The sequence below is a fragment of the Paraburkholderia sp. CNPSo 3281 genome, from assembly GCF_024206515.1.
GTDB classification, from domain to species: domain Bacteria; phylum Pseudomonadota; class Gammaproteobacteria; order Burkholderiales; family Burkholderiaceae; genus Paraburkholderia; species Paraburkholderia nodosa.
In genome coordinates this window covers 1-23,950 of sequence record NZ_JAMBPS010000079.1, presented here as the reverse complement: position 1 = coordinate 23,950, position 23,950 = coordinate 1, and the positions used below count along the sequence as shown (strand labels likewise).

Here is a 23,950-nt window from a genome sequence, read left to right as displayed (position 1 = left end):
TTCATCCATGGATCGTATGCGGTATTAATCCGGCTTTCGCCGGGCTATCCCCCACTACTGGACATGTTCCGATGTATTACTCACCCGTTCGCCACTCGCCGCCAGGATTGCTCCCGCGCTGCCGTTCGACTTGCATGTGTAAGGCATGCCGCCAGCGTTCAATCTGAGCCAGGATCAAACTCTTCAGTTCAATACCTGTTACTGTTTTCGGTCTCTCTCGAGACCGGTCGCTCACTCAAAGCTGACAGGTATCTGAATAAATTCAAAAACCTGACTTACTTTAGCGTGAGACTCTTGATACTTTTGCTGCTCCCGATATCGCTCCGAAGAACCATATCAGGTCGCCACCGCATCAAGCGCCCACACTTATCGGCTGTAAATTTTTAAAGATCGATCGCGAAAGTGCCGCGCAGTTTCGTTCAGACAACTGCTTGACTACCGGCTTCTTTCTGCGTTGCTGCGTCAGCAGCAGAGAAACGAGATTATGAAGACTGTCTGGCGATCCGTCAACAGGTTTTTTTACTTCGTTCAACCTGCCGCTTCACTTCGAATCACCCGCAGACCCAGTCGCCACAAGGCTTCCGCCTGGGCTTCCCGTCTCCCCGCGCCTTCATCGAAAGCGCGAAAGACCGGAATTTTAGTCACGCAGGTGACATCTTGCAAGCGGTTTTTTGACTCGCGTGAAATTCGGAAAAACGCGTGAGCGCAATCGCCTCAAACGTGGCGTTGCATAACGCGTTCGACGAGCTGCAGATAGTGGTCGAGATCCGGCGTCGGCTTGCCGGCCACCTTCGCGAGATCGTCCCAGCGGCGCAGGCGCACCGCGTCTTCGGCGTGGGGGCGCGCAGCGAAATCGCGCGCCTCATCGGCATTGAAGATGCCACCCTGCAATTCGAGGCTGCGCACCGAGTCTGCGGAGAGGCAGCCGAAATACGCTTCATCGACGGCGCAGAGGTAGCGCTTCGCATCGACGTGCAAACGGATCGGTTCCAGCACGCTATCGGGCAACACGGGCCGCAGGAACGGCAGCGCATAGTACTGGTGTAGATCGTCGATGCCGCGTTCGGTCGGCGTTTCGCCCTGACGGTTGAGCAGGTGACCCAGATCATGCAGGAACGCCGCGGCGGTCAGCTCTTCGGTCGCGCCGTCTTCTTCTGCCAGCGCGCCGCTTTGCAGCGCGTGCTCCAGTTGCGTGACGGGCTCGCCGCTATAGCCCAGGGCGCCGTACGTCTCGAACAGCTCACGAATATCCGCGAGGCTCAGTGCCATCTTCTTCAACTCCTCTATGACGTGAATACGGCGACGGCCCACACCGGGGCGCCGCCCATCGTTCCTTCTGCTCTCAGTCGCCGCAGGACTCGCGCATGCGCCTGGCCGATTCGTCGGCGTCGCGCGACGCGAGCGCGCTCAACAGCGCCCGATGCCCCGCATACGATGCATCCATTGCGCTGTGCGCCGGCGCCGCACGCCGCGACGAGAGCCGCAATTCGCTTACGGTCCTCTCATAGGTCTCGCGCAGCCTGGCATTGCCAGCCGAGGCGAAGAGCGACGCGCGAAACGCGTCGCGCGCTTGCAGAAAAGCCTCGCCCTTCTCGACGACTGCCGCGTCGCGCATCGCGTTGAGGTGCTCGCGCAACTCGGCGACCTGGGCCGCGTCGATGCGCGGCGCCAGCATCCGGCACGCCGCTTCGCATAAAGCTGCGCACACTACGCCAAGTTCCTGGGCCTCAGCCGCGCCGACGCTGCGCACGAACACACCCCGATGTTTCTCGTTGCGCACGAGGCCGGCCTGCTCCAGCGCGCGAAACGCTTCGCGCACGGGTCCGCGCGAGACCGCCAGGCGAGCCGCCCAGTCGGCTTCGTTGAGCTTGTCGCCGGGGGCGAGCATGCCGGCCGCGATGCGTCGCTCGATCTCGTCGCGCACCAGCGCAGTGAGCGAGTGCTGGCGCACCATGGCAAGCGGCGTCGTGTCGGACAATGTCTGAGGGTCGCGATCAGGATCGCCCGCGTTGCCGCTACTCGCGCGCGCTTCGCTCATCGAATCTGGCATGTCCTGCCTTGTCCGTCTGTTGCGCGCCTGCGGCGCATCGAACCGCATGGCATCCATCCGCTCAGTTCGCCCGCCGGCGCGGCACACGTGACGCGATCAGCACCAGCGCCGCCAGCGAGACGAGCAACAGGACCAGCGAGAGCGCCGAAGCCGGCAGATAGTAACCGCGCTCGACGGCGCCCACCACGACGATCGGCACCGTCGCAAAGCCCGGCGGATACACCGTGAGCGTCGCACCCAGTTCGCCGAGCGACAGTGCGAAGCCCAGCGCGAGACTCGCGCGGATGGCCGGCACGAGCTGCGGCAGCACCACGCGGCGCAGCACCATCGAAGGCGGCGCACCGAGACTTGCTGCCGCTTCGCGCAGCACGGTCAGCTCGGGACGCAGCGCGGCCGAAGCGCATCGATAGCAAAACGGCAACACAAGCGCGAGCTGCACGAATACGACGATCGCAGCCGAACTCGACAGATCCACAGGCGCCTTGTGATATGCGATCAACACCGCGAGCCCGAGCACCACGCTCGGCACGCCGTTGGGCACCATCGCGAGCGTATCGACGACCGCGCCCAGACCGCGCCGGTCGCGCCCTTCGAGCGCGAGTGCGAGCCACAGACCGAGCGCCGTGCCGAGCACCGCCACGCCGAAGCCGACTTCGAGACTCGTTGCGAGCGCATCGAAGTCGCTCGAGCCGAGGCGTTCGAACCAGCGCGTGCTGAAACCGTCGGGCAAGATCGTGCCCGACCAGTGCGACGCGACGCTCGACAACGCGACGACGATCACCGGCAACACGAAAAGCCAGAAGCACAGCAGCGCCGCGAAGCCAAGCAGTGCCGCGCTGGCAACGCGCGAGATGAGGCTGCGCTCGACAGGCCGCGCACGAAGATGCTTCGGCGGCAGCGCGATACGGTCGGAACCGGCGACGGGATTAGTTGACATTGCGCGCCCCTCCATGACTGCGGCGATTCACGCGCCGATACAGCGCATACAGGGAAAGCGACATCGCGAGCATGACCACGGCGCCTGCGGCGGCTGTCGGCAGATCGAGATCGACCGTGGCCGAACTGTAGATCGCCACCGGCAGCGTGATGAGGTGCGCGCTGCCGAGCACGAGCAGAATGCCGAACTCGTTGAACGTCAGCAGAAAGCACAGGATCGTGCCCGCCGCGATACCCGGCCACGCGAGCGGCAGGATCACGCGCAGCGCGACCATCCGGCTGTTCGCGCCGAGACTGCGTGCGGCTTCAATCAGGCGCATGTCGAGCAGCGCGAACGCGGCGAGCGTCGGGCGCACGACGAACGGCGCGTAGAACACCACTTCCGCGAGCACCACGCCGCCGATGCCGAACAGGAAGTCGAGCGGCGGCGCCTGCAAATGAAAGAGCCGTTGCAGCCCGATGCTCACGGAGCCCTGCGAGCCGTACAGAAAAATCAGCGTGAACGCGACGAGGAACGACGGGAACGCCACGAACAGTTCCAGAAAACGCGTGACGAGTTGCGCGCCCGGAAACGGTTTGAAGAACAGTAGCGCGGCGAGCGCGACGCCAAGCACGGAAGCCAGACCCGCGCTCAGGAACAGGATCCACAGCGTCGTGACGATCACGCCGCGCGAATCGGGATTGCCGAAGAACGTCTCGTACGCGTGGAAGCTCAAGCCATGCGCGCCCGAAAGGCTCAGCAGCACGAGACGCACGAGCGGATAGACCACGAGCGGCCCGAGCACGAACACGAGCAGAAACGCGATATGCCATTGCGCGCGTCGTTCGCGGCGGCGCACGGCGGCCGCGTGTGCGTCGGCGCTGGGCAGAGCCAGGGCGGAATCAGGGGTTGATAAGGACGACATCGTCAGCCTCGTAACGCAGGGACACACGCATGCCTTTCGCCGGCGTCATGCCGTGGCCGCGCTGCATGGTGACGAGCACCGGTTCGTTCGGCATCGCGTCGAGCAGCACCGGCACCGAGAGCACCGAGCCATACCACTCGACCGATTCGATCGTGCCGTGCAGCGAGCCTTCGCCGAGCGGCACCACACGCAGGCTTTCGGGGCGCAGGCAGGCGAGCTTGTCGCGCACGTCGTGGCGCGCGTCGCCCACCGGGAACGCGACGTTCGGCGGCAGCAGGTTCGCCGCGCCGAGATAACGGGCCACGTAGGCGTCGTTGGGCGAGTCGTAGAGTTCCTGCGGCGTGCCGAGCTGTGCGATGTGGCCGTCGCGCATCAGCAGCGTGCGGTCGGAGAGTACGAGCGCGTCGTCCTGATCGTGCGTCACGCAGACGATCGTGAGATCGGGCAGGCGTTCGTGCAGCGCCTTCAATTCGGAGCGCACCGAAGCGCGCAGATTGGCGTCGAGCGCCGAGAGCGGCTCGTCGAGCAGGAGCACATCCGGCTCGATCACGAGCGCACGCGCGAGCGCCACGCGCTGCTGCATACCGCCCGAGAGCTGCGCGGGCACGATGTGCCCCGCGTCGCCGAGTTGCACGAGCTTGAGCGCGTCGGCCACGCGCCGCGCGATGTCGCGCGACGGCACGCGGCGCGCCTTCAGCCCGAACGCGACGTTCTCGAACACCGAGAGATGCGGGAAGAGCGCATAGCTCTGGAACAGCAGACCCAGGTTGCGCTGATGCGGCGGCACATGGGTCAGGTCGCGGCCCGCCACGGTGAGCGAGCCCGCGAGTCCATCGGCTTCGATGAACCCGGCGATGAAACGCAGTAAGGTCGTCTTGCCGCAGCCGCTGCGGCCCAGCACGGTCAACAGTTCGCCGCGGCGGATCGTGAGCGACAGATCGTCGAGGACAGTGCGCGCGCCGAAGCGCACGCTCAGGTGGTCGATCTGCACGCCCGCGGCGCCGGAGGCGTCCGTGGCGTCAGTCAGTCCGGACACATCCGGCAGCGCGCGGGCCATGCCGGCCGGCGCGAGGCTTGCGGTATTCACCGGGTTCATCTCCTGTCGGCCAGAGTTGGCGCTTTGGCGCCTTACTCTGGTCCCATACAAAGTTGCAGGTACAGTTGCTTACTTCGGCTTCACGACTTCGAGCTGCTTGCCCGACGAGCCGATCACTTCGTTCTTCCAGCGCGTCGTCCAGTCGGCCTTCTTCGCCATCACCTGGTTCCAGTCCACCGGAATCAGCTTCACGCCCTGGATGGCCTGCTTGACGGCTTCGCCGTTCTTACCCGTGAGCGCCACGTCCGTGCGGCCCGGAATACCGAAGATGTCCGGCACTTTCGACTGTACGTCCGTCGACATCAGGTAGTCGATCAGCTTCTTGCCTTCAGCCTGGTTCGGGCCGTTCTTGATCAGGCCGATTGCGTACGGCAGCTGGAACGTCGTGGGATGACCGCCAGCGTCGGCCGCCAGGAAGATCGGCTTGAGCGAGAGGCCGCCGTTGGCAGCGTCGTCGAGATCCATCTGCAGGTCGCCGTTGGCCACCGAGATTTCGTTACGCGAGAGCAGCACGTCGAGGTAGCCCGTGCCCTTGGTGTGGAACTTCGCGCTCTGCTCGAGCTTCTTGAGGTAGTCGAACGCCTTGTCTTCGCCCATCAGCGAGGTCGTGAGGATGATCACGGCCATGCCGTCGCCAGCCGTGGCCGGGTTCGAGTACGCGACCTTGCCCGAGTAGTCCGGGTGCAGCAGGTCAGCAAACGTCTTCGGCTCGTTCTTCACGACATCGGGATTGATCGCGAACGAGAAGTAGTTGTTCACGAACGTCGCCCACGAACCGTCGGTCGCCTTCGCGATGGCCGGCACGTTCTTGTAGTTCACGCTCTGGTACGGCTGGAGCAGGCCGCTTTGCTGCGCCGTCTGGATGAACGGCGGCAGCGTGACGATCACGTCGGCCTTCGGCGAGTCTTTCTCGACGTTCGCGCGGTTCACCACTTCGCCGCTGCCCGCCGTCACGATGTTGACCTTGACGCCTTCCTTCTTCTCGAAGGCCGGCAGCACGTCCTTGTAGAGATTTTCGAGGCCGTCGGCCGTGTACAGCACGACGGCGTCGGCGGCATGCGCGCTCGCTGCTGCGCCCAGCAGCGCTGCGGCGGCCGCGATCGGCAGCAGCTTGCGTGCAAAACCCGCGCGATGGGAATTCGTGTGGTTCATGTCACTCTCCGAAGGCAAAACCAGATGCTCGGGATACCCGATGCGTTTGTGATTGAATGGATCGAACTGGGCTGAACAATCCGAACTTCGGCGGACTGCGCCGCCTGTCATTGCCCGTCTGATGATGGTCTCGCGTCGTGGATTGCAGATTGTCTACAATCCGACGCTTTCCATCTGAACCGACCGGCCCGGCGAAGCCGCGGAATTGCCGCTCGCCTCGCTTACCGGCCCATCTGGACGGGCCCCGCAAGAATCACAGGTTTTGATGACACGCGCATGACGAGTGTGGCGTTTGTCAAAAAATTCCACAATTCGCCAATATTCGACAAGCCACATACGCGTGATGATTCCGCCGGCAGCGGTGTTGACGGCAGCCATGCAGACGTGGAGACGGGCAAACGCAGCGCGCGGAGCGCCACGCCGCAGGAAGACTCAGGCGATGACGAGTTCGGGCCCGCGCGCCGTAATCGCGCGCGCGACGCTCTTTTCGGGCGCAAGCTCGGTGATGACGTAGCGCGCCTGCTCGAAACCGTTGATGCGCACGGGCGTGACGCGCCCGAACTTCGAATGGTCGGCGACGACGATCGCGCAGGCCGTGGCCGCGAGCATGCGGCTGCGCACCTCGGCGACCATGCGCGAATAGTCGGTGAGCCAGCCGTCGGCAGTAATGCCGCCCGCGCCGACGAACGCGAAATCGGCGTGGTACTGCGCGAGTTGCTGCACGGTGTCGAGGCCGAAGGTCGCCTCCTCGTGGTCGGACAGCTCGCCGCCCAGCAGCGTGACGCGGTTTTCGTTGCGGCGGCCGAGCAACAGCGCGATGCGCCAGTCGTTGGTATAGACCGTGAGCCGATGGCGGTCCGTGAGTGCGCGCGCGAGCGCATGCGTGGTGCTGCCGGAATCGATGATGACCGAGGCGCCGTCGGGCACGAACTCCGCCGCGCGTTCGCCGATCGCGCGCTTGGCGCTCGCGTTGGCGGCTTCGCGCACGTCGAGATCGGGCTCGCGGCGATCGCTCGAGAGCGCGCCGCCGTGAGTCGTGACGAGCAGCCCGCGCTCCGCGAGCGTATTGAGGTCGCGCCGGATCGTCTCGCGCGAGACGCGCAGTTCGCGCACGAGATCCGCCACGGAAAGCGCGCCCGTCCGGTTCACTTGCGAGAGGATGTATTGGTGACGTTGTTCTGCGAGCATCTCGATGGGCGCGGGTCCTGCGTGGAAAAAACGCGGGTAATGAAGTGAGTCCGACGTGAATCCGGAAAAGCCGCCGTATTGTATTACGCATGCGCAGAACGAGCCCGCCCTGCCATCGCGGGCGCATCCCTGCTAATCTCGTGGAGACCGCGCGCTCATGCGATGACCATTGGAATTCATGCGTTCACGACTTCGTCAACTGCGTCTGCTGTTTTGTGCACTGCGTTATGGCTTCAGGCTGATCTGGCTCGCCGCGCCCGAGCATCACAAGCTGCACTGGTTCCTCACGCTCGCCTCGAACCTGCACGGCGACCCGCGTCTCGCCTCGCGCCTGCATGGTTCGCTGCCGCGTCTCGCACCGCTCGCCGCGGCCTTCGCGCAAACGCTCGCCACGCGCCCCGAACTTGCGGGCGCGACCTTGCACGACGCGATCGACGCCATCGAGCATTTCGAAGAACCCCTTGCGGGCGAGACGCTCGACACCACGCTGCGGGCCGCGCTCGGCAAACCGCCCGCAACGGTGTTCACGTGGATCGACCCCAAGCCGGCCCACAACGGCTGGTGCGAGCAGACACACCTTGCGCGGCTCGCGCTGCCGGTGAACGGCCACCAGACGATCACGCTGCGCGTGCTGCGCGCAAAACAGGTCCAGGAAGTCGACGACGACGCCGCGCTGCTGTGCGCCGTGGCCCGCTGGATAGAGCGCTTTTCACGCGCCGCGCGCAAGCTGCAGCTGCACACGCTCGCGCAGGCGCTGCGCGACGATCTGCACCGCCGCTTCGACCTGCGCGCCCAGGCCGCGAACCTGAGTCAGAGCGGCCATCAGCTCGGCGATGACCCGCGCATCGTCGTGCCCGACGTGTTCTGGGACCTCTGCACCCCTCAGACGATCGCCGTGCAGCACATCGACACCGTGCGCGCGACCGATATCGCCGGGCTTGCCGAGCACCACATCAACGTCACGCAGGTGGCGGCCCATCTGATCGAAGTGGTCACGCGCCAGGCGTTCGAGCACGGGTTCTTCCATGCGGCCCTCGACGCCAGCCGGGTCGCGGTGAGCGTCGAACCCGAGACGCGCGGCCGCCTCGTGCTCGCGGGCGCCGCGCTGATGACGAGCCTTTCTTCGCCTGAACGCGAATTCTTCGTGCACGGCGCGACCGCGTTGTTCGAACAGGACTACGGCCGGCTCGCCACGCTGCATCACATGGCGGGTCATGTGCCCACGCATGCACGCACCGAACAGATCGAGGCCGAATTGCGCACGCGCAGCGAAGCGCATTTCGCGAGCGACACCGACGAGCGCAGCGCAGGGGCGCTGTTCCATCATCTGCTGCATTCGGTGCAGCCGTTCGGGGGCGAAGTCTCGCCGCGCCTCGTGGCCGCGCAGCGCGCATTCGGCCAGGCCGAGCAGCTGGCCCGCTCGATTCATCCCGGCGTCGATGCGTGGGGCATCGCGCGACACACGCTCGCCGATATCGCGCGGCAAGATCTCGGCCACCGCGGCTGGATCCGGCGACTCTCGCAGGAGTTGCCCCACCTCGCGCAAATCGCACCGCGCGTGCCGCAGATGGTGTTCCACTTCCTCGAGCACCACGCGAAGGGCGGACTCGGTCCCGCTGCGGGACAAGCCGCGCAGCAGGCCGCGTTGCTCGACGCCTGGCGCCGCGAACATCGGCGCACGCGCGCGCTGCTGCTCGCCTGTGCGGTCTGTGGCGGCTTGATCGGCATGACTGCGGTGTTGTTTGGAAGCTAGCCGCTGCAAGCGTTTCCGGCTTCGTGATGTCTGCATTAGCTGGCGCGGCACGGGCTAGGCGGTTAGTTGCGTCTTATCATCGAGCGGCGCACGTCCGGGCCAGTGCAGTCCTGAACAAGACCGCAACCTGCACGTCGCGCGATACTCCGAGCCTTTCGTGTTTTTCCACGCGCAGCGTCAGCGCGCGCCCTCTTCGACACCGATGCTCGCCACCTTCGCCCCCACCTTTTTCGTCGTCCTGTGGTCGACGGGTTTCGTCGTCGCGCGCGCCATCGCGCCCTATGCCGATCCCAACCTGTTCCTGCTCGCGCGCTTCGCAGGCACGGCGGCGCTGTTCACAATCGTCGCGCTGGCGATGCGCGCGCCCTGGCCGCGCGGACGCGAAATCGGCAAGCATCTCTTCGCCGGCGCGCTCCTGCAGGGCGTCTATCTAGGCGCGGGCTACTGGGCGGTCGCGCAGGGCTTGAGCGCGGGCGTGATGGCGCTCCTCGGCGCGCTCCAACCGCTCCTGACGGCTGCCATCGCGGCACGCACGTTCGGCGAGCGCCTGCCGCCGCGGCGCTGGACCGGCATGTCGCTCGGCCTCGCGGGCGTCGTGCTCGTGCTGAGCCCGAAGTTGTACGCCGCCATGCACGCCGGCGGCGGCGCAATCACGGACGCCGCTGCCGCGACTGCGCACACGCACGCTCACGCGAATCCGCTGCTCGTGGTGGTGGTCGCGGTGGTGTCGGTCGGATCGATCACGGCGGGCACGCTTTACCAGAAGACTTCGCTCGCGCAAGCCGACATTCGCAGCGCGAGCGCCGTGCAGAACCTGGGCGCAGCCATCGTCGCCGCCGTGCTCGCGCTCGTGCTCGGCGAGACGCGCTGGATCTCAACGCCGACCCTGTGGTTCTCGCTGGCGTGGGGCATTGCGATGCTCTCGGGCGCGGGCGTGACGCTGCTCGTGTGGATGGTGCGCCACGGCGACGCCGCCCGCGCCACGGCGCTGCTCTTTCTCGCGCCGCCGCTCGCGGCGCTCGAAAGCTGGCTGCTGTTCGGCGAAACACTCACGCCCGTGCAGATGGCGGGCTTCGGCGTCGCGCTCGCGGGCGTGCTACTCGCGCGGCGCGCGTAGCGCGTAGCGCCTGCGCACGCGCTGGCGCGCCCTCGCCGGATCGCGCGCTCAGTCGGCGGTGTCGGCGCCGGCCGGCACCTTCGCGCGCGCCTTGCCACCGGGTGCGGGCGACCACGCCGGACGCGTCTTGCGCTCCGAATCGACCACGACGACAAAGCGGCCCGCCCACGGCGTGATCTCGCGGTCCGAGTGGAGGACCCAGAGCGACTTGCCCTCGTCGACCAGCGCCTGGTATTCGGCGTCGATGATGCCGTAGTGGTCGATGAACGCGTTGAGCGTCGCGGGAATCCGCACGCAGCCCTTGGAGTGGCGGATGCCAAGCAGCGGCTCGAGGCGGTCAGGGTCGGTGGCATGCATCTGGAAGCGCATCTGCGAATAGCCGCCCTTGCCCCAGCCGCGTTCGCCGTCCACCCAGCCGAAGTCGTAGATGCGCATGTCGCGTCGGCCATAGCCGCGGATGTTGTTCTGGTTCATGGTGCCTTCCGCGCGGAAGTCCATGTTCAGCGGCGTGTGCTCGAACACGCCGAGCGGCGTGAGGAAGTGGTCGAACTCGCCGGGGCGTCCGGTCGCGACCGGCGACGCGCCAATCATGAGCCACGGCTCGTCGGGCATGGCCCGGAAGTAGATGAAGAGCGCCTGCACATTCGCGCTGCGATCGACGAGGATGACGAACTCGCCCGCCAGCGCGCCGAGGTTCTTCTCTTCCAGCGAGGCCTGGAGACGTTGGCCGTAGGCGCGCTGCTCGGCCAGCGGCACATGCAGGCGCCGGTTGACGTTGCGCGCGAAGCGCTTGCGCATTTCGAGTGCGCCGCGGGTTGCCTCGGCGGCCTCCTCCGGCGTGAGCATCCGGTGAATGGGGAGCACGAGCGCGGGAGGCGCGGAGGCGGCCAACTCGGCCGAGGCCGCGGAAGCCGGCTGCGCCGACGAAGCGGCAGACGCACTCGAAGCGCTCGAAGCCGCCGAAGCAGGCGCGGGCACAGAAGCAGCGGAAGCCGCCGAAGCCGCTTTGGCAACCGGCCGAGCGGCCGATGCAGCGGATGCGCCCGACGCGGCCGGCTTCGACGCCGCCTGCACCGGCGCGCTGCGCACGGCGCCCGAGGCAACATGCGCGCCGGAAGCCGTCGCGGCGTCGGAGGCGTAAGCGGCGCTTGCCGCCCACGAAGCGTAAAACCAGCTGCAGAGTGCGGCGACTATTGCGCGGCGCGCCGGCGCGCCCGACCACCGCGCTCTATGATGGGGAAGTTTCGGGGCGTCGCCCCGGACGCCACCGCGTACGCAAGCGCCCATGCGCCGCGAAAATTTGTCGTTCATCGTGAGTCCGGCCGATTGTGCGTCTTGTCTGAAGTCGGATACGTCGGGCGCCGTCCCTGCGGCGTCGCTGACAGCACCACGACCACCCGACATTAGACCAGACAACGCAGACTGCGCGCCTATGTCGCGTGCGCAGCCAGATTGAGGAACCGCCCATGCCCACCAGACCGGACGCCAACCCCGAAGCCAACCGCCTCGCCCGCCAGCGACGCATCAGCGCCGAGCTGAACGTCGCCGGGCGCTTTGACGCCCAAGCCGAAATCGGGCAGCGAGTGCGCTTTCTCGGGCAGCGCCTGCAGGCGAGCGGGCTGCAGACGCTCGTGCTGGGCATCAGCGGCGGCATCGACTCCGCAACGGCGGGGCGCCTCGCGCAGCTGAGCGTGGAAAGCCTGCGCGCGCAGGGCCAGACGGCGGCACGTTTCATCGCGATGCGTCTGCCCTACGGCACCCAGCGCGACGAAGCGGACGCCGCCGCCGCGCTCGCCTTTATCGCCGCGGACGAAATCCTGACCGTCGACGTGCGCCCCGCCGCCGACGCGATGCTCGCCTCGCTCACGGTGAGCGGCCTCGCCTTCGCCGACGAGAGCGCGCAGGACATGGTTCACGGCAACATCAAGGCGCGCGAGCGGATGATCGCGCAGTACGCGGTGGCCGGTGCGCGAGCGGGACTGGTGATCGGCACGGATCACGCGGCGGAATCGCTAATGGGCTTTTTCACGAAGTTCGGCGACGGCGGCGCCGACGTGCTGCCGCTCGCGGGCCTGAACAAGCGGCGCGTGCGCGCGCTCGCGCGGGCACTGGGCGCTCCGGCTACGCTGGTGGAGAAAACGCCCACTGCGGATCTGGAGACGTTGCGCCCGCTGCATCCTGACGAAGACGCCTACGGGATCGGCTATGACGAGATCGACGACTTTCTGGAAGGCAAACCGGTGAGCGAACGCGCGTACGAGACGATCTTTCGCTTTTACGAGTCGACGCGCCACAAGCGGGCACTGCCCTATACACCGTACGACACCGCCGACGACGGCCGCTGAAACGCGGCGCGAACGGCTCAGCTGCGTTGCGGCGGCTCCTCGTCGTCGAACGGCGGCGCGCTCACCCTCAGCGCGACGCCCGCGAGGCGGCGGGACTGAAGTTCGCGCGCCACGGCGTCGGCCACGTAGGGCACTTCGGAATCGAGTTCGAGGTCCGCGTGCGCGTTTGGCGTGCCCGCGTCATAAACGGTGATGCCCTTGGCGTACTTGCCGAGTTCGCGCTCGAAAAAGCTGCGCACATCCTGCTCGCTGCAGGTTTCGGGAACATTCCAGACGGTCAGGTGCATGACGGCCTACCTCGCGGGGTATTCGGAGTCGACGTGCAGCGCTCAGCGGAACCGGCGGGGTTGCGTCGCGCGTACGCGTACGGGCTGAAGGCTCGCGCGAGCGCGGGTACGGGTCCACGCCACCTGGCCGAGCACGGCAGCGACGCCAAGTAACAAAAGACTGGACGTGAGCATTATTGTGACTCCCTTGTGTTGATGAATGTCAGCATAGTCGCATTTGCTGAGCGGTGCGCTGCGGCATATTGTCTGGCGGCAGACGGCTAACCGATTGCCGCCTGATTGCCTGCTGCGCATGTGTGATCCGGTCCGCAATCAGCGTGCCCGAGGGAGGAAAGGCGCGCGCGAAACTGCGCTTCAGGACCCGTCGTCGCGGCTTGCCGAGGTCGTCTCGTCGGCCGACCCGCCGCAGTCCATGCGGGTGAGGCGATCGTACTGGTGCACCCAGTTGCCGGAGATCGCAGCCTGCGCCTGGGAAAGCGTCATGCGCCCCGCGCACACGCAGCGCTTCAGGCGCACCGTGAGCAGCGACTTGCGGCGCTCGCCGGCGTGACCGCCCCAGGGAATCAGGTCGAAGTTGGCCGTGGCGTCCGGCGACCCGCCGAGGACGATCGGCACGTGCCGGTCGAGCGCGTAGCCCACGCCGTCGTCGGCGTCGATGCCGCGCGCCGCGAGCATGCGGTCCTTCAGCGCCATGGTCTCGTCGAACGGCCGCGCCACCGTATCGGCGTAGCCCGGACGGCAGATCGTGTCCGTCACCGACTCCTGCGTGACGCGCGTATCGAGCAGCCGTGGATCTTGCGCGAATGCGGCCTGCGCCGCGCTGCCCGTAGCGAGCGCCAGCAGCGAAACGCGCAACACTCGCGCGCGCCACCGCGGCGCGCCAGTGCGACAAACAATGCCTTCTGCCATGCGGCGCGCGATGCGGCGTATTGCTGCCTTTTCTGCGTTCATGGTTGAGCGCATCGTGCTGCACGATGCGGAATGGATGGTTGGTGCCGGGCTATTAAACCACAATCAAATATTGTCAGGGCAATTGCGCACATCGGCCTGCAGGCATGCTGTTGCGCACATCGCGTGGCGGCCCGCACTGCCTCGCCGCGAGCACTCGCAACCTCAAGGTTTCACAAGGAATTTTTGCTTTGTAATCCCAGGTAATTTATGCGCCCGGAGAAATGCCTGGCCATCGCGCCGATGCTGGCCGTTTGGCCGATGGCAGCACGCGACGCGATAGCGCATAATGGGCCGCCCGGTCAGCTCCAGAGCGGAGCGCATCGCGCGCATTCGAAGAAACGAGGAAACCCCATGTCCATTTCCATGTATCAAGCATCGGTGCCCGTGCTCGTGCGCGGCCTCACCAATCTGCAAAACATCATCGGCAAGGCGCAGGCGCACGCGGCGGAAAAGCAGATCGACCCCACCGCGCTGACGGGCGCGCGGCTCTTCCCCGACATGCTGCCGCTCCTGCGTCAGATCCACATCGCCACAGACACCGCAAAGGGCTGCGCCGCGCGGCTCGCCGGTGTGGAGGCCCCGAAATTCGAGGACGTCGAGGTCACCTTCGACGAACTGCATGCCCGTATCCAGAAGACCATCGACTATCTGAACGGGTTCAAGCCGGAGCAGATCGACGGCACGGAAGCGCGCAGCATTACGCTCAAGATGCGCAGCGGCCCGATCGAGTTCACGGGCCAGAGCTATCTGCTGGGCTTCGTGCTGCCCAACTTCTTCTTCCATGTCACCACGGCCTACGACATCCTGCGTCACAACGGCGTGGAGCTGGGCAAGCTCGACTATCTTGGCGGGCGCTAACGCGAGCCGCTAAACGCAAGCAATAAAAAAGCGTGCGGCGCCTTGCGCGCCGCGCGCCTTCTCGCAACGGTCGTTCCCGGCAGCGGCGTTAATCGAGCGAGAGCCGCAGCGCGAAGCCGATCAACGCGGACGAAAACGCCCACTTCTGGACCGTCTGCGCCAGCGGATGGCCGCGCAACCACACGGCGATGCGCGCGGCGCCCAGCACGTAGATCACGTCGAAGAGCGCGCATACGGCAACCAGCAGCACGCCCAGCACCGACACCTGCAGCCAGACCGAGCCCGCCTCGGGCCGGATGAACTGCGGCAGCAGCACCGAGCAGAACAGCAGCGCCTTCGGGTTCAGCAGGTTCGTGAGCAGGCCCTTGGCGAAATCGGCGCGCAGCGGCCGCGCTACGGCCACGCCCTCCTGCTCGGGCATCGCGAACGCCGGCGCGCGGAAGATCTGCACGGCGATCCACGTGAGATACGCCGCCCCCACGTAGCGCACGACCTCATAAAGCCACGGCGCGTTGCGCAGCAAGGCCGCGAGACCGCAGGCCGAAAGCGTCACGTGGGTCGCGCGCGCGAGTCCCAGGCCGCAGGCCGCCGCGAAGCCGCTGCGCGTGCCGCGGCTCATGCTGGTCTGCATCACGAGCGCCATGTCGGCGCCGGGCAGCGCGCAGACGATAATCAGGGCGACAATGAACATCAACAGCAGGTGGGCGGAAATCATGTTGGCCTCGCGTGAAAGAGGCTCTATCTTGCCGCTACACGCAGAGCGATTTATGGCGATTTTCATACCACTTTAGCCATAGATTGGCGGAATACGCTAAGATTCCCGAACTCGCACCAGAACTCCCCTAACCGCCATGAGCGACCTCGACAAACTCGACCGGGCGATACTCGGCGCGCTGCAAACCGACGGGCGCATGCCGAACGCACGGCTCGCCGAAACGGTGGGCCTGAGCGAAACGCCGTGCGCGCGGCGCCTCAAGCGCCTCGAACAGGACGGCTATATCGAGCGTTACCGGGCCGTGCTCTCGCGCCGCGCGCTCGGCTATGGCGTGGTGGGATTCGTCTCGGTGCGCTTCGCCGTGCACGACCGCGCGCTGGCCGACCGCTTCGAGCGCGAGGTGCTGGCGATCGAGCGCATTCTGTCGTGCCACAACGTATCCGGCACGGCCGACTATATTTTGCAGGTGGTAGCCCGCGATCTCGACGACTACGGCACCTTCATGCGCGACCACTTGCGCAGCTTGCCCGGTGTCACCTCGGTCGAATCGGCGCTGTCGCTGCGCGAAGTGAAAGCCGAGGGCGGACTGCCCCTGCCCTGAACGCACCCAACCCCATTCACGTAAGAACGGAGTTTTCGATGACCCCAGAACAGGCACGAGCCGAAGAAGCCGCCGCCATGGACCGCGTACTGGCCGCGACCCAACGCGTCAAGTCGGCGTTCACCTCGCTGCAGTCGCAGTTTCCGCCGGAAGGCGATGGCAAGCCGACGCAGTTCGCGCTGCAGACCTTCGACATGGCGCTCCAGGAACTGGAAGACGCCCAGGCCGCCTTCGACGAGATGCTCAACGATCTCTTCGACGGCGAACGCTGAGCCTGCCCGCTTTTGCTGCGCGCCCCCGCAAAGGCAGAGCGGCGTGCAGCCTGCGATCGGCTTCGCCATTGATTCGGATTCCAGATCAAAATCGACAAAGCATGACTGATGACATGAACGCTCTCGTCACCGTGCTCGGCGTGGGCGTCGTCGTACGCAACGGCGACGCGTGGCTGCTCGGCCTGCGCAAAAGCGCATGGGGACGCGACACGTGGGCGTTCCCCGGCGGCAAGGTCGACTCCGGTGAGGATCCGCTCGCCGCGGCCGCACGCGAGCTGCGTGAGGAAACCGGCCTGGAAATGATCGAGGCGCAAGCCGCCGGCTGGGCCAGCGGCTGGCTCGAAGCCGGCCACGTGCGTCATGTGACGCTGTTCGTCGAGGCCGCCGCGCCGGGCACGCCAGTCGTCGCGGAGCCCGACAAGTGCGCGCGGTGGGCGTGGTTCACGCGGGATGCATTGCCCGCCGATCTGTTCGAGCCCACCCGCCTCTACTTCGAGACCCGCTAGCGCGTCGCGGCCGCGGCGCGCTCCCGGACAAACGCCGCGATGCGCTCGCAGGCCTCGACGAGCCTCGCTTCGTCCACGACGAAACCCAGCCGCACATAGCCGTTCGCGGTCTCGCCGAACGCGCTTGCGTCGAGCACGGAAACCTTCTGCGCCTCGAACAGCTGCCAGGTGAACGCCTGCGTGTCGAGGCCCGTGCCGCGGATGTCGATCATCATGAACATGCCCGCTTCCGGCAACAGGCACTTGAGACCCGGCACGCCCGCCAGCCGCTCGTAGACGATGTCGCGCCGGCGGCGATAGATCTCGCGCATCTGCGCGACGATCGGCGCGCGGTTGTCGAGCGCCGTGATCGCCGCCTCCTGAATGAAACCGGGCAGCCCGTAGAGCATGCAGAGCGCGAGCCGCGCCAGATGCGCAATCATCGTTTCCGGCGCAATCACCCAGCCCAGGCGCCAGCCCAGCATGGCATGCGACTTCGAGAGACTGCCGAGCGTGACCGTGCGCTCAGCCATGCCGTCGAGCGCGGCGATGCTCACGTGCTCGCGCTCGAACGTGAGGTCAGCGTAGACCTCGTCGGAGAGCACCCACAGGTCGTGCCGCTTCGCCAGTTGCGCGACGCGTTCGAGGTGCGCGCGCGGCATCACCGCGCCGGTGGGGTTGCACGGAGTCGCGAAAAAGATCGCGCGCGTGCGCGGCGTGACGGCGGCATCGAGCGCGTCGCAGTCGAGATGAAAGCCGTTCTCGGGATCGACGGGCACCGGCACGAGCGTCGCGCCCGACGCTCGGATCGCGGCCTCGTAGGTGAGGTACATCGGCTCGGGCACGAGCACTTCGTCGCCGGCCTCCAGCAAACAGAGCGACGATGCGAACAAGCCGTTCTGCGCGCCCGCGCAGAGAATCACGTTCTGCGCGCCGACCGCGCGCCCGCTCTGCTGAGCATGCTCGCGCGCAATTGCCTCGCGCAGCGGCTCGCGGCCCATGATGGCCGAGTAGTGCGTATCGCCCTCGCGCAGCGCGGCCACGGCGCGCTCGACGATGGGCGCGGGCGTGCCGAAGTCGGGGTCGCCCACGCTCAGCACGATCACGTCCTCGCCACGCGCCGCGGCCTGCACCGCTGCGTGATGGATCTCCCACGCCGTCGTGCGACGGCCCTGCAACCGCTCGACCAGATTCGAATACTTCATCTTTCGCGACTCTCCCGAACACACGGCGCGCCTCGCGCGCCGTGGCGTTCAAACCGTTTCCGTTGATTCGTGTGTGCAACGATACCAAGGAACGATGCCACTGAGAAATGTCGATGCGCTCATACGCGTATCCAACGTGGTGTTAGTATTTCCAGCCTGTTGGATGATCTTTTGGTCGGCAAACCCGCCGCGCGGCTCCATGTCCTCACCCTATGAAGTTCCGGCGCTCCGGCGCATACACGATATTCTCGACCTGCTCGCGCACGCTCAAGGCCCGATGCGAGCAGCGGCAATCGCGCAGGCCACTGGCCTCTCGCGCAGCACGCTCTATCTCATGCTCGACTCGCTCGAGCGCCGGCGCTGGATCGAAAAGCGCACCGACGGCTATATCGTCGGCCTCACGTTGTTCGAGCTAGGCAGCACTTACGTGCGGCACGATCGGCTCCAGGAAGTGTTCCGCCAGGAAGCGACCGTTTTCGTCGCGACGCATAACGAAGTGGTTCAGCTTGCGGTGCTGGACGGCGCGGAGGTCGTGTATCTCGCGCGCGAGGACCCCGCGCGGCCCGTGCGTCTCATCTCCGATCTCGGCTCGCGGCTACCGGCGCACTGCAGCGCGCTGGGCAAGGCGCTGCTCGCCAGCCTTTCCGATGATGAGGTCAACGCCATCCTGCCGCGTCAGCTTCCCGCTGTGACGGCCAACACCATCACGCGCAAGCAGGACCTCATAGCGGCGCTCGCCGCGATACGCCGCTCCGGCCTCGCGCACGAGCGGGAAGAAGTGACGGCGGGCATCGCGTGCTTCGCGGCGTTCGTCGGCGTGACGGCGCTTGGCAAGCGTGTGGCGGTCAGCGCGAGCCTGCCGCTGGAGCGGCTCGACGCTCGCCGCGAAAAGCGGCTCGCCATCGCGGTGGTCGAGATGGCGCAGCGTATCGCCAAGGGGCTTTGAAGAGGCTCAAGCGCTCGCGCGCGGCACGACGGTGTACTGAATGCGTGTTTTCACGGGATGCGACGCGCCCGCGCCGTCCACTGCCGCGAGGGCGGCGACGATCGCCTCGCCCGTGCGCTGGCCAATGCCGTAGGCATCGACCGAAATCGTGGTGATCGCCGGATGGCAGCACGCCGCGATCTCGAAGTTGCCGAAGCCAGCAACCGCCATATCACGGGGCACGCTGACGCCGCGCCGCTGGCACTCCATGATCGCGCCGAACGCCGACATGTCGCTCACACACATCACGGCCTGCGTGTCGGGCCAGCGCTCGAGCAGCTCGGCCATGGCGGGCGCGCCGTGGCTCATCGTGACCGGCGAGTCGCCGAGTTGCACGACGCGGTGCCTTTCGAGCCCGAGCGCCTTCATTTCCATCTGAAAGCCCTTGAGCCGGTCGAGACCGCGCCGGTCAAGGTCGCCCGCGCCGCCTAGAAAGCCGATGCGGCTATGCCCCTTGTCCGCGAGATAGCGCACCATCTCGCGCGCGGCGCTCACGTTGGAAAAGCCCACGGCCATGTCGATCGGCTCCGTGGGCAGATCCCACATCTCGACGACCGGTACGCCCGAGCGCTGCAGCAGCGTGCGCGTGGCGTCCGTATGCTGTGCGCCCGTGAGCGCGATGCAGCGCGGCTGGTGGCGCAGCATCTGGCGCACGAGACGCTCCTCGCGATCGAGGAAGTAGTCGGTATCGCCGATCAGCAGTTCGAGCCCTTGCGGTTCAAGCACCGCGGTGAGGCCGCTCACGGTGTCCGAGAAGTTGGAGCTGGAAAGCGATGGCACGAGCACCGCGACGAACGACGAGCGCCCTGAGGAAAGCGCGCCGGCCGCCGCATCGGCCACGTAGCCCAGCTCGTCGATGGCGCGCTGCACGCGTTCGCGGGTCGCCTCCGACGCGCTGCGCCCCGCCATCACGCGGGACACCGTCATTTTCGAAACGCCCGCGAGACGAGCGACATCGGACATGCGGGGCGGCGTGGCTTTCGGAGCGCTGGTTTTGGACATCGCGGCTGGACGGCAAAATAAAAAGAACGCATATCATAACGGCTGCGCCGTTCTTTTCCTCGTTTCGCGCCGTTGCATACCATCGCCTTCATAGGCGTTCATTTAATTCGCGATCCTTATCTTTGTGCAAAATCGCTGCGCAAGCGAGCGCCGTTGGATTCGGGAATCCAGGAATTCGGTCACAATCGGTGACCGGCGCCGGAGGATGCGCACGCCCGCGCAGACGCCCCGCCGCACACCCACGAGCCAGGAGGAAACTTGCCATGTCAGGACCCGCCCGCACCATTGCCGAGAAACGCGCCGAGTTTCGTGCACTGCACACCGCCGGTTGCTTCGTGCTGCCGAATCCGTGGGACGTGGGCAGCGCACGCTATCTCCAGGGCCTCGGCTTCAAGGCGCTCGCGACCACCAGCTCCGGGTTCGCATGGTCGCGCGGGCATGCCGACAACACCCTGCCGCGCGACGCGATCCTCGCGCACCTGCGCGAGATCGTCGCGGCCACCGACCTGCCCGTGAACGCCGACTTCGAAAGCGGCTTCGGCACGGATCCCGCAGGCGTCGAAGCAAGCGTGGGCCTCGCCGTCGAGACCGGCGTCGCCGGGCTTTCCGTGGAAGACTCGACCGGCGACGACGCAGCGCCGCTGCTGCCGATCGAGATCGCCGTCGAGCGCATGCGCGCGGCACGCCGCGCCATCGACGCGCGCGGCGGCGACACCGTGCTCATTGGCCGCGCGGAGAACTTTGTGGCCGGCGTGCCCAACCTCGACGACGCCATCGCGCGCTTGCAGGCGTACGCGCAGGCGGGCGCGGATTGCCTCTATGCGCCCGGCATCCAGACGCGCGAGCAGATCGTGGCCGTCGTCACCGCTGTCGCGCCGAAGCCCGTGAACGTGTTGATCGGCGCGAAGTCGGCCTTCACGCTCGACGATCTCGCCGCGCTCGGCGTGCGCCGCGTGAGCGTGGGCGGCGCGCTCGCCCGCACCGCGTGGGGCGCTTTCATGCATGCGGCGCAACGGCTCAATGAAGGGCGTTTCGACGGCTTCGAAGGCGCGGCCCCCGGTGCGACGCTCAACGCCGCCTTCCGTAGCCAGACCTGACTACGCTGCGGGCGTGATGGTGCGTGGCGCGCGCGGCTTGCGCACCGAACGATGAACACGTGGCGACGCCGGTGCACGCGGGCCGGTGACGCTGCCGGCCTCGCCAAAGCACGCCAGCGCCCACGCCACGAACGCGCGCTGCTTGGGGGCCTGCGCGCGGCGATCCGCGTAAAGCAGATGCATCGGCCGCACCGGCGCGGCATACGCCTCGAGCAGCGGCACGAGCCGCCCCGCCGCCACCGACGGCGCGAGGTTCGGCTCGCCCGCCAGCACGATTCCCACGCCCGCCTCCGCCGCCGCGATCAGCGCGCGAGTGTCGTTGCTGCGCAGCTGGCCGCGCGGCTCGACTTCGATCTGTCTGTCGCCGTCCTTGAAGATCCACGTTTGGGGCGCCGGAAAGCTGTCGAACGCGTAATCGAGGCACACGTGCCGCGTGAGTTCACGCGGATGCGCCGGCGTGCCGTGTGCGGCGAGATAAGCCGGCGCGGCGCACGGCACGAGCCGATAGGGCGCGAGCGGCCGCGCGACCAGTTGCGAGTCGGGCAGCGCACCGATGCGAAACGCGACATCGAAACCGTCCTGCAAGAGGTCGAACTGCCGGTCGCTCAGGACGAGATCGACCTTCACGTCCGGGCAATCTGCGAGAAAGGCCTTGATTTCATGCGCAAGCCGGAAGGCGCCGAACGCGACGGGCGCCGTCACGCGCAGCGTGCCTTGCGGGTGGGCGGTCTGTGCGAGTGCGACGGCCTCAGCGGCGGCCGCCTCTTCGAGCACGCGGCGGCAGGCTTCGAAATAGGCGCGGCCGGCTTCCGTGAGCGCATGCTTGCGCGTCGAGCGCTGCAACAGGCGCACGCCTAGCGTCTTTTCCAACGCGTCGACGTGCTTGCCCGCCATCTGCGGCGTCATCGCTAGCATGCGCGCCGCCGCCGTAAACGAACCGGATTCGGCGGTCTTCACGAACACGGTCATGCTGGTCAATTTGTCCACGATTGGAAACCCGCCATTTCAAGTGTTTCACCCGGATGTCCGATTATCGCATGGGAGTTTCGGCGCTACGCTGGGGTCTCCATAGCAATCCACGGGGCTTCCCATGAACGAACATCGACTGGCTGTCGGCATTCTCGGCGCGGGCGAGATCGGCTCGACGCTGGGCAAACTTCTCGTGCAGGCGGGGCATGAGGTGATGCTCTCGTCGCGCGATCCGAAGGCGCGCGCGGGAGAAGCGGCGGCGCTGGGCTGCCGGATCGGCACGCTGGAGCAGGCCGCGGCGTTCGGCGAGATCGTGATCGCGGCGCTGCCGCTGGCCGCGCTCGGCGAGATACCGGTCAAAGCACTCACCGGTAAGGTCGTCATCGACACCATGAATTACTATCCGGCACGCGACGGCGCCATTGCTGCGTTCGACGAACACCGCGAGGCCACGAGCGAGCGCGTTGCGCTGCAGCTCAGTGGCGCACGGGTGGTCAAGGCGTTCAGTGCGATTCTTGCGTACGACCTGCCGCGCGAAGAGCGGCCGCCTGTCGAAGGCGGACGGCGCGCGCTACCGCTCGCGGCAGACGACGAAGCGGCGAAGGCACTCGTGGCCGCGTTGCACGCACAGCTCGATTTCGACGCGCTCGACGCGGGTTCGCTTGCCGATAGCTGGCGCTTCGAGCGCGCAAAACCTGCCTACTGCATTGCACTGAACCACAGGCAACTGCGCGCCGCGCTCGCCGCGGCCGAGCGCGACAAGGAGCTGCCGCATGGCTCATGGCGACGCAAACCGCGGCAGGATTGACGCTCACCGAAGCCGGGCAATTGCCTGGCATACCGAAGCAAATAGCGCGAAGCCGCCGGCACCCGGATGAGGTCGAACTCGAGAGGGGAGGAAGTTCCGCGCGGGCCAGAACGGCCCGGCGAGCGCCGCCGGAGGCGGCGGCGCGAAATAACGAGGCGCAGCGGCGCGTCGCCGTTGCGCCTGGCAAGCTGTGCTTAGTCGTAGTGACGGTGCTTGTTGTGGTGCTTGCCGTGATAGCCGCGCGAATAGTCGTCGGCGTACGAGTTCGAGCGCGAGATATTGCCGCCGAGCGCCGAGCCTGCGCCGCCGCCCACTGCCGCGCCGATCAGGCCGCCCGTGCGGCCGCCCATGGCGTTGCCCGCCGCCGTGCCCGCGCCGCCGCCGAGCGCGCCGCCGATGATGGCGCCCGTGCGCTCGCGACGATTCGAGGTGACCGCGCCACCCGCGCCGCCGCCCACCGCGCCCCCGATCACCGCCCCGGTGCTGCCGCCCACGGCGCCACCTACGGCAGCGCCGGCGACGCCGCCGAGCGCGCCACCCAGTGCGTTGTTCATATCGCCGGCCAGCGCCGGCAGCGAGGCCGCAGCAGTCAGCGCAGCAACGGCAACTATCTGGATGATTTTCTTCGACATAGTTGTTCTCTTACGTTTTTGAGACGGAACCGAGTATAGCGGCCAACGCGAAAGGGCTTTGTAACGCCATGGGCCAAGCGCCGTAAGAGGTGTAACAAAATGGTCCGGCAGAACGGACTGTCGCACACGCCGAAGGGTCGCTCCCTTAAGTCGCGCGCGAGGACATTCAGTCCAGCCGGAACACCTTGACCGCGCTGGCGAGCAGCTCTGTCTGGCGATGCTGCTGCCTGACCTGCTCGACCGTGTCGGCGACATGCGCCGCGTTTTCGCGTATCGCCGCGTCGATACCGGCGATGTTCTCGCCCATCTGGTCGATGCCCGCGCGCTGCGCACCGGAGGCCGTCGCCATCTCGTGAACGATGGTCGACAGGCGCGTGACGCTTTCGAGCACCTCGCCCACCGTGTTGCCCGCGCTTTCGACGAGACCATTGCCCGTGCGGGCGCGATCGACCGACTCGCCGATCAGCACCCGGATTTCTTTCGCCGCCGAGGCGCTGCGCTGGGCCAGCGTGCGGACCTCCTCCGCCACCACCCCGAACCC

At 66.8% G+C, this 23,950-nt stretch carries 26 protein-coding genes and 1 rRNA gene; 10 read left to right on the top strand and 17 right to left on the bottom strand.

Annotated elements, in window-relative coordinates; all coding sequences use genetic code 11:
• The 8 genes from M3I56_RS37310 to M3I56_RS37275 form a co-directional block, all read right to left on the bottom strand.
• Positions 1 to 190: ribosomal RNA gene (locus tag M3I56_RS37310) — 16S ribosomal RNA — on the bottom strand; the annotation flags it as partial.
• 524 nt (positions 191 to 714) lie between these two features.
• Positions 715 to 1,269, bottom strand: a complete 555-nt coding sequence (locus M3I56_RS37305; protein WP_028202499.1) for a phosphonate degradation HD-domain oxygenase — start codon at positions 1,267 to 1,269, stop codon at positions 715 to 717.
• 73 nt (positions 1,270 to 1,342) lie between these two features.
• The gene (locus M3I56_RS37300; protein ID WP_254358234.1) at positions 1,343 to 1,954 is read right to left on the bottom strand and encodes a GntR family transcriptional regulator; all 612 of its coding nucleotides are present in this window, start codon (positions 1,952 to 1,954) and stop codon (positions 1,343 to 1,345) included.
• A 157-nt stretch (positions 1,955 to 2,111) separates the two neighbouring features.
• Positions 2,112 to 2,987 (bottom strand): 2-aminoethylphosphonate ABC transport system, membrane component PhnV, encoded by an 876-nt coding sequence (gene phnV / locus M3I56_RS37295; RefSeq protein ID WP_254358230.1) that lies wholly within the window; start codon positions 2,985 to 2,987, stop codon positions 2,112 to 2,114.
• Positions 2,977 to 3,891, bottom strand: a complete 915-nt coding sequence (locus tag M3I56_RS37290) for a 2-aminoethylphosphonate ABC transporter permease subunit (protein WP_254358229.1) — start codon at positions 3,889 to 3,891, stop codon at positions 2,977 to 2,979. Before M3I56_RS37290 ends, phnV begins: the two co-directional genes overlap by 11 nt.
• Positions 3,869 to 4,978 (bottom strand): 2-aminoethylphosphonate ABC transport system ATP-binding subunit PhnT, encoded by a 1,110-nt coding sequence (gene phnT, locus M3I56_RS37285; RefSeq protein WP_375541864.1) that lies wholly within the window; start codon positions 4,976 to 4,978, stop codon positions 3,869 to 3,871. Before phnT ends, M3I56_RS37290 begins: the two co-directional genes overlap by 23 nt.
• Before the next feature lie 78 nt (positions 4,979 to 5,056).
• Positions 5,057 to 6,139, bottom strand: a complete 1,083-nt coding sequence (phnS, locus tag M3I56_RS37280) for a 2-aminoethylphosphonate ABC transporter substrate-binding protein (RefSeq protein ID WP_254358227.1) — start codon at positions 6,137 to 6,139, stop codon at positions 5,057 to 5,059.
• A 432-nt stretch (positions 6,140 to 6,571) separates the two neighbouring features.
• Complete coding sequence (locus tag M3I56_RS37275; RefSeq protein ID WP_028202504.1) at positions 6,572 to 7,327, bottom strand: DeoR/GlpR family DNA-binding transcription regulator; 756 nt, start codon at positions 7,325 to 7,327, stop codon at positions 6,572 to 6,574.
• Between the two features lie 178 nt (positions 7,328 to 7,505).
• Here M3I56_RS37275 and M3I56_RS37270 point away from each other — a divergent pair, with 178 nt between their 5' ends.
• Positions 7,506 to 9,080 (top strand): AarF/ABC1/UbiB kinase family protein, encoded by a 1,575-nt coding sequence (locus tag M3I56_RS37270; RefSeq protein ID WP_254358226.1) that lies wholly within the window; start codon positions 7,506 to 7,508, stop codon positions 9,078 to 9,080.
• A 202-nt stretch (positions 9,081 to 9,282) separates the two neighbouring features.
• Positions 9,283 to 10,197, top strand: a complete 915-nt coding sequence (locus M3I56_RS37265) for a DMT family transporter (protein WP_254358233.1) — start codon at positions 9,283 to 9,285, stop codon at positions 10,195 to 10,197.
• A gap of 48 nt (positions 10,198 to 10,245) precedes the next feature.
• Here the strand turns inward: M3I56_RS37265 and M3I56_RS37260 are convergent, their stop codons facing one another.
• Positions 10,246 to 11,508: a L,D-transpeptidase gene (locus M3I56_RS37260; protein ID WP_375541863.1), complete on the bottom strand. Its 1,263-nt coding sequence runs from the start codon at positions 11,506 to 11,508 to the stop codon at positions 10,246 to 10,248.
• A 155-nt stretch (positions 11,509 to 11,663) separates the two neighbouring features.
• Here M3I56_RS37260 and nadE point away from each other — a divergent pair, with 155 nt between their 5' ends.
• Positions 11,664 to 12,542 carry an ammonia-dependent NAD(+) synthetase gene (gene nadE, locus M3I56_RS37255; RefSeq protein WP_254358225.1) on the top strand — a complete coding sequence of 293 codons (879 nt, stop codon included), beginning with the start codon at positions 11,664 to 11,666 and terminating at the stop codon, positions 12,540 to 12,542.
• A gap of 17 nt (positions 12,543 to 12,559) precedes the next feature.
• Here nadE and M3I56_RS37250 read toward each other — a convergent pair whose 3' ends face one another.
• Together M3I56_RS37250 and M3I56_RS37245 are read right to left on the bottom strand one after the other, a co-directional pair.
• Positions 12,560 to 12,829 (bottom strand): RNA-binding protein, encoded by a 270-nt coding sequence (locus M3I56_RS37250; RefSeq protein WP_028202510.1) that lies wholly within the window; start codon positions 12,827 to 12,829, stop codon positions 12,560 to 12,562.
• A 354-nt stretch (positions 12,830 to 13,183) separates the two neighbouring features.
• A complete protein-coding gene (locus tag M3I56_RS37245; RefSeq protein ID WP_375541862.1) occupies positions 13,184 to 13,687 on the bottom strand; it encodes a hypothetical protein in 504 nt (167 codons plus the stop codon).
• A 444-nt stretch (positions 13,688 to 14,131) separates the two neighbouring features.
• Here M3I56_RS37245 and M3I56_RS37240 point away from each other — a divergent pair, with 444 nt between their 5' ends.
• Positions 14,132 to 14,638, top strand: a complete 507-nt coding sequence (locus M3I56_RS37240) for a DUF1993 family protein (protein WP_028202511.1) — start codon at positions 14,132 to 14,134, stop codon at positions 14,636 to 14,638.
• Positions 14,639 to 14,726: 88 nt separating this feature from the next.
• Here M3I56_RS37240 and M3I56_RS37235 read toward each other — a convergent pair whose 3' ends face one another.
• Complete coding sequence (locus M3I56_RS37235; protein WP_254358224.1) at positions 14,727 to 15,353, bottom strand: LysE family translocator; 627 nt, start codon at positions 15,351 to 15,353, stop codon at positions 14,727 to 14,729.
• A 136-nt stretch (positions 15,354 to 15,489) separates the two neighbouring features.
• On the opposite strand from M3I56_RS37235, the gene M3I56_RS37230 reads away from it, so the two are divergent.
• The 3 genes from M3I56_RS37230 to M3I56_RS37220 all read left to right on the top strand — a co-directional run bounded on the left by M3I56_RS37230 (position 15,490) and on the right by M3I56_RS37220 (position 16,732).
• On the top strand, positions 15,490 to 15,954 hold the full coding sequence (locus M3I56_RS37230; RefSeq protein WP_028202513.1) for an Lrp/AsnC family transcriptional regulator: 465 nt from the start codon (positions 15,490 to 15,492) through the stop codon (positions 15,952 to 15,954).
• Between the two features lie 38 nt (positions 15,955 to 15,992).
• On the top strand, positions 15,993 to 16,226 hold the full coding sequence (locus tag M3I56_RS37225; RefSeq protein ID WP_028202514.1) for a hypothetical protein: 234 nt from the start codon (positions 15,993 to 15,995) through the stop codon (positions 16,224 to 16,226).
• Between the two features lie 113 nt (positions 16,227 to 16,339).
• Positions 16,340 to 16,732 (top strand): NUDIX hydrolase, encoded by a 393-nt coding sequence (locus M3I56_RS37220; RefSeq protein WP_254358223.1) that lies wholly within the window; start codon positions 16,340 to 16,342, stop codon positions 16,730 to 16,732.
• On the opposite strand, the gene M3I56_RS37215 is transcribed toward M3I56_RS37220, so the two are convergent.
• Positions 16,729 to 17,916 carry a pyridoxal phosphate-dependent aminotransferase gene (locus M3I56_RS37215; RefSeq protein ID WP_254358222.1) on the bottom strand — a complete coding sequence of 396 codons (1,188 nt, stop codon included), beginning with the start codon at positions 17,914 to 17,916 and terminating at the stop codon, positions 16,729 to 16,731. The genes M3I56_RS37220 and M3I56_RS37215 overlap by 4 nt on opposite strands.
• A 199-nt stretch (positions 17,917 to 18,115) precedes the next feature.
• Here M3I56_RS37215 and M3I56_RS37210 point away from each other — a divergent pair, with 199 nt between their 5' ends.
• A complete protein-coding gene (locus M3I56_RS37210) occupies positions 18,116 to 18,862 on the top strand; it encodes an IclR family transcriptional regulator (protein ID WP_254358220.1) in 747 nt (248 codons plus the stop codon).
• A 6-nt stretch (positions 18,863 to 18,868) separates the two neighbouring features.
• On the opposite strand, the gene M3I56_RS37205 is transcribed toward M3I56_RS37210, so the two are convergent.
• Positions 18,869 to 19,864: a LacI family DNA-binding transcriptional regulator gene (locus M3I56_RS37205; RefSeq protein WP_254358218.1), complete on the bottom strand. Its 996-nt coding sequence runs from the start codon at positions 19,862 to 19,864 to the stop codon at positions 18,869 to 18,871.
• A gap of 302 nt (positions 19,865 to 20,166) precedes the next feature.
• Here M3I56_RS37205 and M3I56_RS37200 point away from each other — a divergent pair, with 302 nt between their 5' ends.
• Positions 20,167 to 21,000, top strand: a complete 834-nt coding sequence (locus M3I56_RS37200; protein ID WP_254358215.1) for an oxaloacetate decarboxylase — start codon at positions 20,167 to 20,169, stop codon at positions 20,998 to 21,000.
• On the opposite strand, the gene M3I56_RS37195 is transcribed toward M3I56_RS37200, so the two are convergent.
• Positions 21,001 to 21,987, bottom strand: coding sequence for a LysR family transcriptional regulator (locus M3I56_RS37195; RefSeq protein ID WP_254358214.1), 987 nt, complete (start codon positions 21,985 to 21,987; stop codon positions 21,001 to 21,003).
• A gap of 103 nt (positions 21,988 to 22,090) precedes the next feature.
• Here M3I56_RS37195 and M3I56_RS37190 point away from each other — a divergent pair, with 103 nt between their 5' ends.
• Positions 22,091 to 22,777: an NADPH-dependent F420 reductase gene (locus M3I56_RS37190; protein ID WP_254358212.1), complete on the top strand. Its 687-nt coding sequence runs from the start codon at positions 22,091 to 22,093 to the stop codon at positions 22,775 to 22,777.
• Positions 22,778 to 22,971: 194 nt separating this feature from the next.
• On the opposite strand, the gene M3I56_RS37185 is transcribed toward M3I56_RS37190, so the two are convergent.
• Positions 22,972 to 23,409: a hypothetical protein gene (locus M3I56_RS37185; protein ID WP_254358210.1), complete on the bottom strand. Its 438-nt coding sequence runs from the start codon at positions 23,407 to 23,409 to the stop codon at positions 22,972 to 22,974.
• A 166-nt stretch (positions 23,410 to 23,575) separates the two neighbouring features.
• Positions 23,576 to 23,950, bottom strand: a 375-nt coding sequence (locus tag M3I56_RS37180) for a methyl-accepting chemotaxis protein (protein ID WP_302057165.1), incomplete at its 5' end; no start/stop codon positions are given.